Annotated in this window: 11 protein-coding genes; 7 read left to right on the plus strand and 4 right to left on the minus strand. The window is 57.7% G+C overall.

The window, feature by feature from the left end:
• Positions 1-5: 5 nt before the first annotated feature.
• A complete protein-coding gene (locus IPQ13_11700; protein MBL0211554.1) occupies positions 6-1,007 on the plus strand; it encodes a hypothetical protein in 1,002 nt (333 codons plus the stop codon).
• A 36-nt stretch (positions 1,008-1,043) separates the two neighbouring features.
• Here the strand turns inward: IPQ13_11700 and IPQ13_11705 are convergent, their stop codons facing one another.
• Together IPQ13_11705 and IPQ13_11710 are read right to left on the minus strand one after the other, a co-directional pair.
• Positions 1,044-2,270, minus strand: a complete 1,227-nt coding sequence (locus IPQ13_11705; protein ID MBL0211555.1) for an RCC1 repeat- and reductase domain-containing protein — start codon at positions 2,268-2,270, stop codon at positions 1,044-1,046.
• Complete coding sequence (locus IPQ13_11710; protein MBL0211556.1) at positions 2,225-3,604, minus strand: PD40 domain-containing protein; 1,380 nt, start codon at positions 3,602-3,604, stop codon at positions 2,225-2,227. The genes IPQ13_11705 and IPQ13_11710 overlap by 46 nt, the downstream gene beginning before the upstream one ends.
• A gap of 312 nt (positions 3,605-3,916) precedes the next feature.
• On the opposite strand from IPQ13_11710, the gene IPQ13_11715 reads away from it, so the two are divergent.
• From IPQ13_11715 to IPQ13_11740, 6 genes are all read left to right on the plus strand, one after another.
• The gene (locus IPQ13_11715) at positions 3,917-7,999 is read left to right on the plus strand and encodes a hypothetical protein (GenBank protein MBL0211557.1); all 4,083 of its coding nucleotides are present in this window, start codon (positions 3,917-3,919) and stop codon (positions 7,997-7,999) included.
• Positions 8,000-8,007: 8 nt separating this feature from the next.
• On the plus strand, positions 8,008-11,904 hold the full coding sequence (locus IPQ13_11720) for a hypothetical protein (protein ID MBL0211558.1): 3,897 nt from the start codon (positions 8,008-8,010) through the stop codon (positions 11,902-11,904).
• Positions 11,889-12,386 carry a hypothetical protein gene (locus IPQ13_11725; GenBank protein ID MBL0211559.1) on the plus strand — a complete coding sequence of 166 codons (498 nt, stop codon included), beginning with the start codon at positions 11,889-11,891 and terminating at the stop codon, positions 12,384-12,386. The genes IPQ13_11720 and IPQ13_11725 overlap by 16 nt, the downstream gene beginning before the upstream one ends.
• A 281-nt stretch (positions 12,387-12,667) precedes the next feature.
• Positions 12,668-13,810, plus strand: coding sequence for a hypothetical protein (locus tag IPQ13_11730; GenBank protein MBL0211560.1), 1,143 nt, complete (start codon positions 12,668-12,670; stop codon positions 13,808-13,810).
• Positions 13,811-14,017: 207 nt separating this feature from the next.
• Positions 14,018-15,385, plus strand: coding sequence for an MBOAT family protein (locus IPQ13_11735; protein ID MBL0211561.1), 1,368 nt, complete (start codon positions 14,018-14,020; stop codon positions 15,383-15,385).
• Positions 15,354-16,316, plus strand: coding sequence for a hypothetical protein (locus IPQ13_11740; GenBank protein MBL0211562.1), 963 nt, complete (start codon positions 15,354-15,356; stop codon positions 16,314-16,316). The genes IPQ13_11735 and IPQ13_11740 overlap by 32 nt, the downstream gene beginning before the upstream one ends.
• 25 nt (positions 16,317-16,341) lie before the next feature.
• Here IPQ13_11740 and IPQ13_11745 read toward each other — a convergent pair whose 3' ends face one another.
• Entirely contained in the window at positions 16,342-17,271 is a 930-nt protein-coding gene (locus tag IPQ13_11745) for a ketoacyl-ACP synthase III (protein ID MBL0211563.1), read from the minus strand.
• A 2-nt stretch (positions 17,272-17,273) separates the two neighbouring features.
• A complete protein-coding gene (locus IPQ13_11750; GenBank protein ID MBL0211564.1) occupies positions 17,274-17,507 on the minus strand; it encodes an acyl carrier protein in 234 nt (77 codons plus the stop codon).
• Positions 17,508-17,530: the final 23 nt, after the last annotated feature.

The following is a 17,530-nucleotide window of genomic DNA, read 5'->3' on the forward strand; positions in this document are numbered from 1 at the left end:
GCTTGGTGGTTCTGGCCGGTCTCGTCATCCATGATCAGATCTATGAGAGGACCTATATCCGCCCCGAGGGGCTGAAGGCCCTGGAGGCCGTCAAGGGATTCCAGCCCGCGAAGGCCTTCCCGCCTCCACCGGGCTGGCTGATGGACGGATTCCGGACGACCCCGGGGAACGCCGCCGAGGACTACGACAGGGCCATGTCCACCTACGATTCGCGCGTGCGGGCCTGGAGCGGACCCAGGTTGTGGCGGGCGGACACCATCGCCCCCGGAGAGCGGAAGGATCTCAAGGACCACGTTTCAGCGCCGGAACTGGTCTGGATCGAATCCGGCGCGGTCAAGCAGGATTGCCTGTTCACCTCCCGGTTGTACCCCATCCCCAATCCTGCGGGAGAGCTCAAGATCCCCCGCCTCATCGCAGGCATGAACCTGGCGGCGATCCTGATCGATAAAAGCCGGCAGGCCGAGGAGAAATCGGACCTCAAGGAAGCTGAACGCCTGCTGCGCTGCCTGGTCTCCTTCGGGCACCACCTGGAAGGCGAATACACCCTGCCGACCTACCTCGCCGGACTGCGGATCCGGATCATGGGAACCGAGGCCCTGCAGGGCCTGTACACCCGCTCGGGTGAGGGGGAGAAGGCGGACCAGTGTGCCCGGCAGGCATTCCTTCTCAGGGAGGCGACGAAAGAGTGCAAGACCCTCTCCCATGGCGTCCTGGAAGGCCTCACCCTGACCCCGGAAGGACGCGCCTGGCTCACCGGACTTTTCGATTCCTCCAGCACACCCAATGCCATCAAGTCCGAGGTGGCTTTCGTGACCTCCTACAGCCACCTCTACTTCCTCACCAAACGCATCTACGGGGCCGGTTCCGATCGAAAGAAACTGATGGCCCGGTGGGGCCGCGCCCCTGATCCCGTGCTCAAGGAGCTGGTGGAAAAATCAACGCCCTACCTCCACCTGGGATTGAAGGCGCGCTTCTCGCTGGTCGAACGGACCGCGGTGATCAAGTAGGAGAAGCGCGCCGTATGTGGTGGTTCTTGCAAGGGGTTATCTCTGTCCCTTTGACTGGAGGATCTGCTTGACCACCAGAGACGGAAAGGTGCTGTCTTTGAATTTCCAATCGCCTAGCTGCCCGAAAGAGTTATTACCAGAAGCTAGCAACTCATTTTCCACGGTGAGGAAGAGGGTGTGGTACCCGCCACAACGGACGGCCGCGACATTCATCAATGGTCCAGTTGCTCCGACAACGGGCACAGGCAAGCTGCTCGCCTCGGGCTTCGGGTTTCCCAGTTGGCCAAGATTATTATCACCCCAGGTCCACGCCCGGTGATCATCCGATAGAACTGCGCTGTGGTCATAGCCTGCTGAAATCAGGCCTGCGTGCGCCACACCCTTCACTTGGGTGGGGTTCATCCTGGATTCATTCGTGCCGTCCCCCAATTGGCCATAATCGTTATTCCCCCACGCCCATACAGTTCCATCACTTAGCAGGGCAAGGCTGTGACGCCCTCCGGCAGCGATCATTTTAACTGCCGTCAAACCCTGCACACGACGGGGAGTCCTCACAATTCTGACCGTTCCATCGGATCGATGACCCATGGCTCCCCATTCCCAAACGCTTCCATCCTTCTTCAGGGCCAAGGAATGACTCAATCCTGCCGCCACCGACACAATGCTCTCCAGACCAGCAACCTCAAGCGGTGCCAGGCTCACCGTAAGTTTGGGTTGACCTAGTTGGCCGCATTCATTGCTCCCCCATGCCCAGACGCTGCCATCGCGCTTCAGGGCGATCGAGTGTTTTCGTCCACCGCAGACTTCTATAATCTGGCTCAAGCCTTTTACTTCAGTCGGCACGGACTGATCGATTTTCGTTCCAATGCCCAATTGGCCATCTTGGTTCAATCCAAATGCCCAGACTGAACCATCTTCGGAGAGGGCCAGGGAATGATCTTCACCTGCTGAAATACCAATGATTCTTGATGCTCCGATTCCAGGTTTAAGCGGGAAAGGCAGATCGCGACGGACCCTGGTCCCATTTCCCAACTGGCCATTTTTGTTCAGACCCCAACCCCAGATTTGCCCGCTCTCGTCTATGGCAAGCGAATGATAGCCTCCGGCAGTCACCTTGCCTTGGACATCTGGTTTTCCGACATCCAAAGCCATGTCAGAAAATAAGAGTCCTCCGCAGGACAGCAAGGCAATTAGGTGCTTTAAATATTGAGTTAGGTTCATGATTTTGGCTTTGGAATCATGATGCCGTACTGCTTGAACCATTCCGCAAACTTGTCGTAGGATTGAGCCCCGTAACGACGTTCTACTAGTTTTCCATCCACGAACATCAGGCTCGTGGGAAACACCTGGACGCCAAAAGCCACAAGGTCCATGGCATTCACATCCAGCTGGGGGAAGGTCAGTTTCTGTCTCCTTACAATCGCATCTCGATCCGAACGAAATGAACTGGGTTCACAGACCCCGACGATTTCCGCGTCCACTCCCGCAGAACGGAGCTGCCCACGCAATCGTTCGAGCATCGGGAGTTCGTTGCGGCAATGAACGCACCAGCCAGCCCAGAAATTCACCAGGACCACGCGATGTGCCGGGAGATCTCCTTTTGGGTATAGCCGACTCAGTGGGGCGTCTGAGCGAAGCGGTGTATGGGATGCGGGTAACGGCTCAGCGGAGTTCTTGAGGAAGCCCGACGCCATCATGAAGCCACGAAATTTATCTGAATCATGACGAAATGACAGCCGTCCATCTTTCGTCCAAGCCGGGTAGTAGCTGGATCCTTCGAGGTCCGTGACCTTGATCATGGTCCGCATATGGAGGTCCACCACGATAATTTCGTACCCCTTGCTCTTTCCACCATCTTTTGGAGCATGGAAGGCAATGTATCGTCCGTCGTACGAAAAATCCGCCTTGCCGCCGGGGAGCTGGGTTTCAAGAAGGTAATTACAGCCTTTAAGACTGCGAACCACTAGGGTTCCACGCACAAATGTCGCGATGAGCCGTCCATCCCTCGAAATCATTGGCTGGGAGCCCGCCCCGATTTCCGGGCAAGCGGAAACGGTGCGGTAGGGTCGCAAAGCCTTGTCGTTTTCCAAGTTATAGTACTGATTTTCTTGGGTAAGGATCAAATCCTTGCCATTAACTACACTCCAACTGAAATATGCACCTAATTCAACAGGGGCAACATTTCGGGCCACCTTACCTGTCTCGGCATGCCAGATGCACACATCCATATCATCGCCATCCCGGGTGCTCAGGAAGATGACGCGTTTCCCATCTGGAGCCCAGTACGAATCCATACCGGGTTCCGAATAAAGGATTTTACGTGTTTTCAAATCAATGATGTTGATAGTCCGCTTTACCTCTCCATTGACCATGCGCTCAGAGGCGTAGGAGAGCCGATTGCCATCAGATGAAATCCTCGAATAGGCAAAGACGCCCTCTTCGGGAAGCAATGGAAGGCTCTCACTGTAAACCGTGAAATTCTTCCTCCCATTCGGCGGCGGAGAAGCGATCAGGAGAGATTTCGCATTCAAGATGCATAAAAACAACATAAAAATGATGCGAAAATAGGAGTAATCCATGAAATATGGTCTGTTCATTGTTATCTCTTGAGGATGTGATAGTTTAACCATTTGATGAATGCCTGACCTTTCTCGTTTATTCGAGCTTACGCTTGGCGCGGTCGCCGTTCAAGGCAATTGGGAACAAATTATGATTCAACTGGTTTCAATTATGACCCTCTAACATATTCGATAAAACATTTAGCACAGCCATCAATTTATGCCTGCTGTCCGTTCGGAGGTAAAAAAGCACCGTTCGAGGATATTGGAGTCTCCCCATCGAAGCGGGTACTAAACTCGCGAAACGTTTTTCCCATATGCCGGTATCGCGAATTAGTGATGGAGATGTCTATGCGTTTTCACCCGACTACCTTTCCCACGATGATGATTATCGTTGTCGGAGCCTCTCTCCCGGGCGCACCGCTGCTGTTGGCGCCCGCGCCCAAAATCACGACTGCCGAGATCCGACAACTCCGTATTTTCGAGGAGCCGTTGATCCCCGTCGGCAGCGAGATTATCCAGGCGGAGAACCTGGAGCTTCATGACGCGGTGCTCTCCTACCAGAAGGGAGGCGATGCAGAGGATCTACGTCCCTTCCAGTCATTCCTTAAGGCCCATCCCGCCTCTGTCTGGGCACCGTCTTTGTGGTGCAACCTTGGGATCACCTACAGCAGATTCGGGTACATCTCCAAGGCCCTGGATGCCTGGGAACATGCGTGGGCCTTAAGCAAGAATGTCCGATCAGGTGAAATGAGGGCCATTCCCGAGCGGGCTGCGGGAGGCTTGGCGGATCTCTATGCTCGATTGGGCCGGGTGTCTGAGCTCGAGAATCTGCTTTCGGAATTGGACCGTTCTCCGGCTCTGCACGGGGCAGCTGCGGATAGGGTCATCGCAGCCAGAAGCGGCTTGGGGTTCATGAAAGCCGAACCCACCAAGGCTTTCTTGTGCGGACCCCTTTCGCTGGCTTGCATCCTCACATCCCTGGGCCGAGATAGCGCGCCTGCCCACGAAGCGTCCTGCACCCCTAAGGGCACCTCGCTCACTCACAACCTGGACTTGGCCACCCGCCTGGGTCTCAACATGCAGATGGCCAAGCGCGAGCCTGGCGCGGAGATGCTGATACCGGCCCTGGTCCACTGGAAAGCTGGGCACTTCGCTTCAATCGTGAAACACCAAAATGGCCGCTATCTGGTAGAGGATCCCAACTCCACCAAAGAGACTTGGATCAGCGAAGATGCCCTTGATGATGAAGCCTCTGGTGGAATGCTGGTCCCTGCTGGTCCGTTGCCCCCGGGGTGGCAACCGCTACCCGAGAGGGATGGAGATGCGGTGTGGGGCTGCGGCTACGTGACCATCCCCTGCGATGCTCCGGATCCCACCGATCCTGGCTTCACGGAATGTCCCACCGGAGGCCCCGGCATGGCGACCTACTCTTTCCACGCTCAATCAACCAGTTTGATGCTCAAAGACACGCCCTTGGCCTACACCCCTCCGAGGGGCCCCGCGCTTCCTTTCACCTTGACTTACGCCCAACGCCAGGCAAATCAACCCCAGGCATTTTCATACTCGAATTTGGGCCCAAAATGGACGTTCAGTTTCCTGGCCTACATCGAGGATGTCGTGCCGTCCGCACCGGCCAAGACTCCCCTAAACGGCCTTATGTTGAGGCGCGGGAGCGAGGGGAGCCAGACCCCAGCCTCTCCACCCGTGGCCTTGTCTGGGAGTGCCCAGAATGGCCTAGAAATGAAGGAAGCCATGCTGCTCCTAGGGCCCCACATCAGCGGCGGTGGAGGAGGGGCTTCCTATGCCGCCCCCTTCCTTTTCGGCTCATTTGGCGAATTGAAGGTGTACCGATTCGATACTCGGACTTACCGGGGATCTTCGGCTTCGAGACCCCAGCAGCAAAATCAGACAACCCTGATCAGGCCAACGCCGAACAGCTATGAACGAATCGGATTGGATGGAACCCGCCAGGTCTTCGATCTGCCGACCTCCACCGCACCGGGCTATCGCAAGATCTTTTTGACCAAGCTGATCGACAAGAGTGGCAACACGGTAACGATCAATTATGACGCGCAGATGCGGGTTGCGAGCCTGACGGATGCGCTGGGCCAAGTCACCACGCTCGGATACGAGCTTATCGCTGATCCCCTTAAGATCACAAAGGTCACCGACCCCTTCGGCAGGTCAGCGTCCTTTGAATACAACGACCAGGGTCAGCTCGCCAGGATCACCGATGTCATCGGGCTCGCGTCAGAGTTCACGTATGGCCCCACGGCCAGCAGCCCCGCAGCCGCGGCCGATTTCATCAATTCCATGAAAACCCCTTACGGCACGACCAGGTTCGACATTGCTGAGCAATACATGGTGCGGGCTCTCACAGCCACCGATCCGCTTGGAAGCATGGAGCGCATTGAGTCACGCTCGTCTTCGACAGTCCCCTATTCCGAGTCCGTGGTTCCGCCGAATGTTGGCAACGCCCATTTGAATTTCCGGAACACGTTCTATTGGAACAAGCGCGCCATGGCCCAGGCTCCGGGAGACTATACCCAGGCCGAGCTCATCCACTGGCTGCATAGCGATGCGAATGGCGCTGCCACCATCGCGATCCCCGAATCGCGGAAGAAGGTCGGGGAATCCAGGATTTGGTACCGATACCAAGACCAGGCATCCAGCTACCTGGCCGGCGCTTTCGGTCTGCCATCCCGCACGACCCGCCTGCTTCCTGATGGCACAAGCCAGGAAACGCTCGCTACCTACACTCCTGGCGGAAGGATGGACACTTCCACGGATCCCTTGGGCCGCGTGACCAAATACATCTACTCCCAGCCGGACGAAGAGGACCTGCTCGAAGTCAGGAATATTACTGGCGGTGCTTCGGAAATCCTCTCTAAGACGACCTACGACGGCAACCATCGCCCGCTTACCGTCACGGATGCGGCCAGCCAGGTCACCACCTACACCTACAACGCAACCGGGCAGGTGGCCACCATCACCAATCCCAAAGGCGAAACCACGACCTTCAGCTATGGCGGATCGGGTTACTTGTCCAGCATTACCGGTGCGCTGGCAGGCTCCACCACCACGTTTACCTACGACACCGCCGGTCGCGTCCATACAGCGACCGGACCCGACGGCCTCAGCATCGCCACGGATTACGACGATCTAAACCGGCCGACCAAAGTCACCTATCCCGATGGGACCTACGAACAGACGCTCTACGACAAACTGGATGTGTCCGCCAAGCGTGATCGGAAAGGCCGTTGGACGACCCTGCAATACAACCCGCTGCGCCAATTGGTGGAAGTGCAGGATCCGCAGGGCCGCATCACACATCTGGATTGGTGTGGTTGCGGGAACCAGCTTGAAGGCTTGACGGATCCATCGGGGCATTCCACGGCCTGGATCCGCGACTTGAATGGGAAAGTCACCGCCAAGATTCTGAATGACCATACCCAGACCAATTATGGTTATGACTCGGCAGGTAGGCTGGCGCACCGGTTGGATGCAAAGGGCCATCAAACGGTTTATAGCTACTGGACTGACGGCTCGCTCCAACGGGTTGACTATCCAGATGCCATGGGAACCACACCCTCTGTAAACTACGCCTACGATCCGAAATATCCGCGCCTGGCAACCATGACCGATGGCATTGGAACCACCACCTACGACTACTACCCGATCAATGGGACGGTCGGCGCCGGCCGCCTGAAGACTGTGGTTGGGCCTTTCCCCAATAGCACCATCACCTACACCTATGATCAGTTAGGCCGTGTGACCGTCCGCGATATCAACGGCAGTGCGGAGACCCGGAATTTCGATGCCCTGGGTCGCCTGGGCACCGTGGTGAATCCGCTTGGTACTTTCACTTACAACTACGACGGCCTGACTTCACGCCTCAGCCGTGTGGACTATCCCAACGGCCAGAAGACGGTCTTCACCTATGAAGATTCGCTCAAGGATTTCCGCCTGAAAACCATCCAGAATCTCAAGTCCGACAACTCCAACATCTCCACCTTTGGCTACACCTACGATACCGACGGCCAGATCAAGACCTGGAGCCAGGCGGCGGATGCGGCTGCACCCAAGACCTACACCTTTGATTACGACGCGGCCAACCAGCTCACCAGCGCCATCCTGAATGGCCCCAACGGCGAGCTGATCCGACAGTACAGCTATGGCTACGACCTGGCGGGCAATCGCACCAGCGAAGGTGTGGACGGCGCCACCACCACGGCCACGCACAACGATGTGAACCAGCTCACGGGACAGCGCTACAGCCTCAACGACGCAGCCCTCCGGCGGAAGGACGCCGACGACGCAGCCCAGGCCCAGCGCAGACAGGCCTCAAGGATCGCCAAGCCAACCAGGCCCTCGAAGGCTCCCAAGGCCTCTGAGCCAAAAAACAACTCCTCACAGCCGACCAGGAACTAGGGGCAGCCATGAAAACGACTCTCCTCTCCTCCGGTCTGGACTGGGTGCGCGCCTTCACCACGAATCAGCCAGCGTTCCGGCGCACGGTCTTCTTTTTCTGCCAGCGCTTCCTGCGGCTGCCGGTGCTGCGGCGCAGCACAGCGGCTTTGGTGCTTGGGGTCATGCTCGCCACACCCATGGCGCCGCTTTTCGCTCAAACCACCATCACCATCACCCCCGCCAGCACGAATGTCATCGTCGGCGAAACCCAGGCCTTCACGAGCAATGTCACGGCCACCTGGACAGTGCAGGAAAGCGGGGGCGGTTCCATCACCTCCGGCGGCCTTTACACTGCGCCCACCACCCCCGGCACCTACCACGTGGTGGCCACGAACACCGCGGATCCCAACCAGACCGCCACCGCCACGGTTTCGGTGGATCTTCTGGATATTTCCGGGACCTACACCGACAACTTCAATGAAACGTTCACCCTTTTCCAGAACGGCGACCAGGTGTGGGGAATCCGGGGAGGCTCCTATCCGATAGCAGCGACCTTATCCGGAAGAACGCTGACAGGGACCATGAACTATCCCAATGGAACCTTGGCCTTGAATTTCGTGTGGACCTTCACGTCCACTGCGAGCAGCTATTCTGGCGCCTATGGAATGGGAATGTCGGCGCCCGCTTACGCCTGGACCGGGACCAAACTAGCGGGTGTCAGCGTCGAAGTGAACCCAAGGCCGGCAGTGTTCCAAGTCGGTGCCTTGCAGGCGTTCACGGCTTTTGTGGCGGGGAGTTCGAACAAGAGCGTGACCTGGACGGCCTCCGCCGGGACCATCGATTCCGCCGGCCTGTTCACGGCCCCCGCGCAGCCCCAGATGGTGACGGTCACAGCTACTTCCGTGGCGGATGCCGCCAAGTCGAATTCGAGACAGTTCCAGGTGACCGCAGACGGCCAGCTGGATGTCTCGGGCACCTACGTGGACATGTACGGTTACGTTTTTACGCAGTACCAGAATGGCGCGCAGATATGGGGGACCCGGGCGGGTCAAAACCTGGTCGCGACGATCTCGGGCCTGACGTTGACGGGCGTCACCAACAATCCCGATGGGACGCTCGCATCCAATTACGTCTGGACCTTTGCTTCCGATGCCGGCAGCTACACCGGTCTTTATGGAGTGGGGGCGGCGACGCCATCCGGCGCCTGGAACGGCACCAAACAACCGGGCGTCAGCGTGGAGGTGCATCCAAAGCCTGCCTCCATCCAAGCCGGAGCCTTGCACACCTTCACCGCTTCAGTGGCCGGCAGCCTCAACAAGGAAGTGACCTGGACGGCTTCTGCCGGGCTGATGGATGCCACCGGTCATTTCACGGCTCCTCCTCAACCGCAAGTGGTGACGGTCACCGCGACATCCATTGCGGATCCAACCAAAACGGCTTCTCTCCAGATTCCTGTGACCTTCGATGGAATTCTCGATGTGTCCGGCACCTACACCAGCACCCAACCTGGAAACGGGACGCTTTTCCAGAGTGGGACGACCGTATATGGGACCCTGGCCAACATTTCCATCCAGGGGACGCTGAATGGCCTGGTCCTGTCGGGTAGGAACCAGGATGTCTATACCCCTGGGAATCATTATTTCCAATTCACTTTTTCCGCGGATGGAAGCCAGTTCTCCGGATACTACGACTCTGCGACCCCCAATCCTACGGCGGGACCGCTTGGCTTTGGCACTCGCCAAGCGGGTGTGGTCTCCGTAGACCTGAACCCGAAACTGCCAGTGGTCAAGGTGGGGGTGACCCGGGCCTTCACCGCCCTGGTGGCCGGGAGCCTCAACAAGACCGTGGGTTGGGCCGCAACGGCGGGGACGATCAATAGCTCAGGGGTTTTCACGGCTCCCGCCCAGCCCCAGGTCGTGACGGTCACGGCGAGCCCTGCTGCGGATCCGTCCAAACAGGTATCCACCCAGATCCAAGTGACCTTCGATGGGGTTCTGGATGTGTCCGGCACCTTCACCGGCACCCAACCAGGCAATGGAACGCTTTTCCAGCATGGAACGGCTGTTTCCGGAACCCTTGGAGATACCTTTTTCCAAGGAATATTGGATGGCCGTGTGCTATCCGGCTCAAGCAAGGACCCCTACAATTCCCCCAAATTTTTTCAATTCACATTCACGGGAGACGGGAATCAGTTTTCAGGTATTTATAGCGGCCTTGCGCCCAAGCCCGTTGCTGGGACGATCGGCCAGGGGGTTCGCCAGGCCGGCACCAGCGTGCAGGTCACGCCGGCCAGTTCCCAGGTACCCTTTCCCTGGAATCAGAGTTTCCTGAGCCTGGTGGCAGGCACCCTGGATAAACGGGTGACCTGGACGGTGATGGAAGCCAACGGGGGCACCATCAACGCGGCGGGCACCTACACCCCGCCCAATCTGGCAGGTACCTATACCGTCAAAGCCACCAGCGTGGCGGATGCCACCGCAAGCGGCACCGCCTTGGTGACCGTGCCGTTCCAGATTTCGGTGGATCCCAATGCCGCCAGCATCCGGCCTTCAAGCTCCATCAAGCTCAGGGCCACCGTCACAGGCACGCCCAATGGGGCCGTGACGTGGAGCGTGACGGAGAGTGGCGGTGGCACCGTCGCCGCGGACGGCACCTACACCGCGCCCGCTGCGCCCGGCTTCTACCATGTGGTGGCCACCAGCGTGGCGGACAGCACCAAGACCGCCCAGGCCCCGATCACCGTGGAAACCGCGGCGCCGATCTCTGTCGCCGTGGCGCCCTACGCCACACAGCTCAACAAGGGCGGCACCGCGGCCTTCACCGCCACGGTGCAGGGCAGCACCAACACCGCCGTCACCTGGACCGCCACGGGCGGGACCATGGCTGCCAATGGCACGTACACCTCGCCCAACGCCTTCGGCACCTACACCGTGACCGCCACCAGCGTGGCGGACCCCACCGCCTTCGCCGTGGCCACCGTGGTGGTGAGCGCGCTGGCGGGCCAGGACAAGAGCTTCACCTACGACCTGAACGGCAACATGACCGGCGACGGAGAAAGGACCTTTGAATGGGATGATGAGAACCGGTTGATCGCCGTGAATATCGTGGCGACAGGGCATCGCAGCGAGTTCAGGTACGATGGGCTGGGGAGGAGGGTTGGGATCGTTGAAAAGGACATGGATGCCCAAGGGAACCTGGTCCCGAATAGCGATAAGAAGTACCTGTGGGATGGCGTCGAGATTGCGGAAGAACGCAGTCCCGATGGCGGGACCGTTGCCAAGCGGTTCTATACCCAAGGATTTGTCGACAACGATGGAACCGCGCTCTTCTACAGCCGTGATCACCTGGGATCGATTCGGGAGCTGACGGATAGCACCCAGGCCATGAGGGCGCGGTACGACTACGACCCCTATGGGCGCATGACGAAAATCCAAGGGAATCGGGACAGCTTGTTCGGATATACCGGCCACATGTGGCACTCACAGAGCGGGCTGAATCTCGCGCTCTACCGGGCCTATGATGCAAATTTAGGAAGATGGATTAGTCAGGATCCGATTCAAGAAAAAGGAGGTATAAATTTATACAATTATTGTTTAAATAATACCATCAATAAAATTGATCCAACCGGACAGGAACCGATCACGATAACAGTTGCGGCTATAGCTGGCGCTGCTGCCTTGGCCGCGTTAATTGTATTAGGAATTTTAATTATTGCTGTAATAATTGAACAAGGGACTTGGAGTATTACATTTGATTTACCTCCTCCAAAAGGTCCAAACCCTCTTGAATGCTGGAATTCTTATCTGCTGTGTAATCGGCAATGTGATCAACTGCCCTCTCCTTCCAGGAGAGCAGTTTGTAGGGGGCAGTGTTCGGAGGAATTCGCGAATTGTCTAGCGGGGAGACCACGATGTCGAATGGCATAAACAATGGTAGATGGATGAATGAAGAATTATTTAATAGGGAATTCAACTTTCCATTTGAAGTAACCAAAGAAGATTTAACAACATATCTCTCGTGTATCCGATTTGCTATGAATAAAAATAATTTCAATATTTTTATAGAATTTATTTCTTGGATCGATCATAGAGTCGAAATCCAATCTCAAATAAATGAAATCATTGATGATTTTAAAATTCAGAATTTTGATGGTGCTATAAATGATTTCGATTTCATCATAATAAACAAAAATATTAATTTAATGCAAAAAAATGAAAACAATTTAAACAATGCATGGCAATTATTAATATATTATTCAATTATGTATGTATATCTATTTAATAGTCATATTATATTATTGGAAAAATTTAAAAATCTGCCTTCCGAAGAATTTGATAAAATGCATTCATTTGCACTGACTCAATCGGATAATCCGCTTGGTTTTTTTTATAAATGGATTAAAATTTAATTAATCAAATCAATGTTTTATGATCTCCGTCTTCCCACCCGAGCATCCCATCGTGGCGAGGGCGGTCGAGCCCCGCCAGAACCCGGCCCTTTGGGCGGGAACATAGATGCGGCAGGAGCCAATAATCGGGCTGGAAGCAAGGAAAGCCCTTGAAGGACTTTTGAAAGACCTAGCTCGGAAAGGAAACAACATAAATGGAATCCTTGAGGAAAATATTGATCGCTACAGTTCTGGCGGGCTTGGCTTGCGCTGTCGGCTTAGCCCTTTGGTTCGGGCCACGCGTGGTGCGTTCCATCCAGGCGGCCAGGCTCTTGCCTGGTTTCCGGAACTTCGATCATGTGGAAGGAACGGCGACCCTGTTGGCCGATGGCCGCGTTCTCCTGGCGGGCCGGCAGGCTCCGTTTGGCCCGATGAGCGCTGAAATCTATTCGCCTGAGCAGAATGCCTTCAGCCGCGCGGCGGACTTGGCTTCACCTCGCGGTTTCACTCCGGTGGCCACGCTGTTGAAAGACGGGCGGGTGCTCATCGTCGGCGGGAGTTCAACCAGCCATTCGGACGTGGAGACGATCGAGGCCTACGATCCGGGCACGAATACCTGGAAAGAGATCGGGCGGATTCCGCCTGAAGCGCGCATCTCGGATGCCCTCTCCCTTGGCAATGGTTCGGTTCTATTCACGACCGGAGAAGGCCACAAGGAGGGGCTTCTCCTCTTCGACCCGCTGAGCGGAGGTATCAAGCCTGTGGGCCATCCCGCGATGGTCGTCAATGGTTCCCCGCTCGCGACCCTGCTGGCGGATGGCCAGGTCCTGATCACCCACCTGGATTATGGGAGCGACGAAGACCAGGCTGCCAATGCCTTCCTGTACGATCCCAATTCGGAGACCACCAAGGCTGTGGGGCGCCTGGCCCAAGGGCGTCAATCGCACCAGGCCACGTTGCTCCCGGATGGCCGGGTGCTCATCAGCGGCGGAGCCGATCGGGCCCCTTCAGCGGAGATCTTTGATCCAGTGAAGATGACCTTTTCTCCTGCGGGAGAGATGGTCGCACCCCGCGCGCTCCATCGGGCCGTGGCGCTTTCGGATGGGCGCGTTCTGATCGTCGCGGGTGTCGCCTCCGGGGGCACGGCGGCCATGCCCGATCCTGCGGTCCTGAAGGACAAGACTCCGGATGAAATCATCAAGATCATGAAATCCATCCCCACCCCGAAGGCGGAGCCGTTGAGGGCGGAGGCTGAACTGTTCGATCCACGAACGAACAAATTCACCCCAGTTGCGTCGCCTCCAGCTTTCATCCATGGAGGGATGGGGCCACGAACCGGGGTCAACATCCGGGTTGCGAGTGGAGAAGTGCTGTTCATGAGCCTTCATGGACCTTTGTATTTCGTGCCGGGAAGCAATACCTGGCGCTTTCCACCTGGGAAGTGAGAAGACACGTTTCTCCTGCTTGAGCCTCCCAGTGCGGGCGCGGGGGCCCAGACAAAGCAGGAGAAAAAAATAACGGGGCGGAATCCCGCCCCGACAGCCCGTGATAAAGAAGTAAATCGGGCCTCTCCCGCCGCAGCAGCATGACGAATCCATGGACGGCAATGTCAAGTGATGTCAATCTACTCGACCCCCCCACCTTTCTAATACATGTCCTTTCATTCCTTCAATTTCATCCTCAGCCTCCCTTTTTTCGTCCTGAGCTTTTGGCTCCTGCCGAAGGCCTTTCAGAAGGGCTGGTTGTTAGTCCTGAGCCTGGTGGTGTACTGGGCGGCGGGGCCCGCGGATTTCCTGCTCCTGCTTTGGGTGGTGTTCCTGAACTGGGCCTCCCAGGTCAACGGCTTCCAGCCGCGGCGGGTGGCCGGTGTGATGGTGGCCCTGAACCTGGCCATGCTGGTCTGGTTCAAGTACCGGCTTTTTCTGGGGGACATGGCTGGCTTCAGCGTGGCCCGGGACCTGATCATTCCGCTGGGCATCTCGTTCTACATTTTCCAGCTCATCGCCTACCAGGTGGAGGTCGCCCGGGGGCAGATTTCGGGGCGGCAGTCCTTCTGGGAGGTGCTGCTCTATATCTTCTTCTTCCCCCATCACCAGGCAGGGCCCATCATGCGGCCCCGGTCCTTCCTGATCTGCTTCCACAAGGCCCGGAATTTCTATCGGTCCCGATTCCTGACGGGCCTCATGATTTTTGCCTGGGGGCTGTTCAAGAAAGTGTGGATCGCGGATGTGGTCGCGCCTTGGGTCAACCGGGATTTCGGGAAATTCCATCTCTGGAGCGGGGCGAAGGGTAACCTGTTGCTGCTGGGCGTGCTGTTCGGCATCCAGGTCTACGGCGACTTCTCGGGCTATTCGGATATGGCCGTGGGCATGGGCCGCATGTTCGGCTTCAAGTTCGACCGGAATTTCCATCAGCCCTACCTCTCCAAGAACCCTTCCGAGTTCTGGAAACGGTGGCATGTCACCCTGACGAATTGGATGCGGGACTTTGTCTATTTCCCGATGTGGAACTGGGCCAGCCGCCACCTGGGCCACCGCTTCAAGCCCGGCGCCATCATGCTCGGATGCAGTCTGGTCCTGATGCTTGTCACGGGGCTCTGGCACGGCGCCGGGTGGCATTTCATCCTGTGGGGCGGCCTCCACGGGCTGATCTTTATCGCCTGGCGTCTATTGCCTTCGCTCCAGAACCGTTCTTTTAAACTCATCTCGTTCTTTCTCTTTCAAACTGTCATCGGACTCACCTGGGTGGTGTTCCGGGAAGCAGACATTCAAGCCATCGGCAGGGCCTTTCTCCGGAGTTCCGCCTGGGATGGGCAGGATTCGCTGCTTGCGCTGGGCTTGCTGTTGGCCCTTATTCTCTTTTCCCGGGCGGAGGAGTGGCTGGAGCGCCGCTTCGTGCGCTTGACGGTGTGGGCGATGCATCTGCCCATGCCCCTTTTCGCGACGGCCTACGGGTCGATGCTCATCTTCATTTTCATCGGGGCGGGCAGTGCCACGACCTTCATCTACCAGCGCTTCTAGGTACCTCCTCGGATTCTTCGCCCTGGCCCTGCTCGTCATGCTGCTGTGGGACCGGAGCTTCTTTGCCCAGCGGCGCCGCTTTGTGAAACTGGATGTGGGGGCCTGGAACGATAGCGAATGGATCCAGCGGAGGGCCTTGCTTCAGGCCCGGCCCCAGCCCCCGCCCATCCTGTTTCTGGGGGACTCCTGCATGGCCTATGGGATCCGCCCGGGCCTGATCGATCCGTTGGCGCTCAACATGGCCCGGCCGGGGCTTCAAAGCAATGAATTGGGAGAGTTGTACCTCAAGCTCAGGAACGATCTCAAGGGAACCCCCCGGGCAGTCTACCTGGGAATGATGTGGTTTGAATTCTATGAGGCGGAGTCCGAAGCGAGCTTCCTCGATGGGCACCCTGTGGGCCTTGGAACCATCCTGCGGGACTACTATGAACGGCGCCAACTGAGCCAGCAGCTTGTCTTCCCTGGGACGAGGGTGCTCCGTTACGGGGTGGACAAGGGTCTGGACCGGAATCTCAAGCCCATGAGCGTTCGGGTGGATCCGGACGGGTACGCGCCCTTGGGGGACCAGCCCGCTCCAGCCGTGGTTTCTGCCCCGGTTCAATTTTATCAAAAGGAGGAAGGCTGGTTCGGTCCTTCGAAGATGGTGAACCTCGCGGCGTTCCATCGGCATCTGAGCGAAATGGGGGTCGAGCAGACCTTCATCTTCATGCCCATGCACCCTCATTACAGGAAGGTCTACCGGGCCAAGTTCGGCGAGGACCATAAGCGCTGGAAGGCGGCCGTCACGGCGGTCTACGTGGGCAGGGTCCTGGATTTAGAGGATGTGTTGCCGGAAGCCAAGTACTACCGGGACGCTACCCATTTGAATCGGGAAGGGGCCGAGGTTTTCAGCCGGATGATCGGGGAACGGATTGCGGAACGCCCGAAGTGAGAGCCCTTATGGTGCTACATCGGGCTCAGGTGATGCGAAGCAGGGCCGATCCCCATCCCATCCCGGCACCGAAGGCGGCCATCACCGTGAAACCTGGGTTTAGGCGGCCTTCAGCTTTGGCTTCCGCGGTAGCGATCAGCAGGGCGGCCGAGGAGGTATTTCCATAGCGGGCCAGGTTGAGATAGACCCGGTCTTCAGGAATTTGCAGGGCCAGGCCGATTTGCTTCAACAAGTTCACGTTTGCTTGATGAAAGAGCCAAAGGCCTACATCTGGGACCTTCAGGCCATTGCGATCCAGAAGCTCCGACAGGCTCTGGCGCAATTTGCGGTTGGCTTGAAGGATGACCGTGCGGCCGTTCATGGCGAGCGCAGCTTCGAATTCCAGGCTCAGTTCATCGGCGAACGTGCCATCGGACTGCATCCGCACATCCACCACGGTGATGGGGCCCTCCCCCGGCGCCACAATGCAGGCGCCCGCGCCATCGCCAAATAGAATGGCGGTCTCCTTGACGCGCGGCTGTCGAAGCATGATCTCGCTCATTCGCTCGGCGCCGACCACCAGGATCGGGCCATAGCGATGGCAAAGCTCGGCCGCCGTGGCCAGGGCGAAAAAACCGCCCACGCTGGCCAGGTGGATATCAAAGGCCGGTATTCCGTTCACCTCGAGGCGCTGCTGAAGGCTGGCGCTGATTCCCGGGAACTGCCGGTGCGGCGTTCCGCTACCCACGATGATTCCGCCTAGATCGGACGGAGCCAGGCCTGCATCCGCCAAGCAATTCCGCGCAGCTTGTTCGGCCAGATCGACGACCGATTCTTCGGGAGCGGCGATCCGCCTGGTCTCGATGCCGCAGGCGTTCAGGATCCAGGAAGGCTCCACGCCGAATTCCTCGGCCAAGGCCGCGTTGTCCAAAACACCGCCGGGAAGGTACGCGCCAAAGCCGAGAAGGTGCGCCATGGTCAGAGTCGGGCCTGGAAATACGCCATGATTTTCTCAACGGTTTCAAACCGGCTGGGGATCAGATCCGAATCAGGCACATCCACGTGGAAAGCCTGCTCCAGGGCCAGCATGAGGTCCACCAGGCCGAAGGAATCGATGACACCGCGCTCGAAGAGCGAGACGGAATCATCCGCCGGAAGGGGCGCCTGGGCCAGGTCTTGCACGGCCGCGCGAACAGTGGTGCGCACATCCATCTGAAGGACTCCTGGTTGATAGG

The sequence above is a fragment of the Holophagaceae bacterium genome (assembly GCA_016720465.1).
Classification (GTDB): domain Bacteria; phylum Acidobacteriota; class Holophagae; order Holophagales; family Holophagaceae; genus JANXPB01.

What these genes read in the sequence shown, in the direction of transcription:
- IPQ13_11720 (MBL0211558.1), top strand. Translation starts at nt 8,008, where the DNA reads ATGAAAACGACTCTCCTCTCCTCCGGTCTGGACTGGGTGCGCGCCTTC.
- IPQ13_11725 (MBL0211559.1), top strand. Translation starts at nt 11,889, where the DNA reads ATGTCGAATGGCATAAACAATGGTAGATGGATGAATGAAGAATTATTT.
- IPQ13_11710 (MBL0211556.1), bottom strand. Translation starts at nt 3,604, where the DNA reads ATGAACAGACCATATTTCATGGATTACTCCTATTTTCGCATCATTTTT.
- IPQ13_11715 (MBL0211557.1), top strand. Translation starts at nt 3,917, where the DNA reads ATGCGTTTTCACCCGACTACCTTTCCCACGATGATGATTATCGTTGTC.
- IPQ13_11745 (MBL0211563.1), bottom strand. Translation starts at nt 17,271, where the DNA reads ATGGCGCACCTTCTCGGCTTTGGCGCGTACCTTCCCGGCGGTGTTTTG.
- IPQ13_11705 (MBL0211555.1), bottom strand. Translation starts at nt 2,270, where the DNA reads ATGGTTCAAGCAGTACGGCATCATGATTCCAAAGCCAAAATCATGAAC.
- IPQ13_11750 (MBL0211564.1), bottom strand. Translation starts at nt 17,507, where the DNA reads ATGGATGTGCGCACCACTGTTCGCGCGGCCGTGCAAGACCTGGCCCAG.
- IPQ13_11735 (MBL0211561.1), top strand. Translation starts at nt 14,018, where the DNA reads ATGTCCTTTCATTCCTTCAATTTCATCCTCAGCCTCCCTTTTTTCGTC.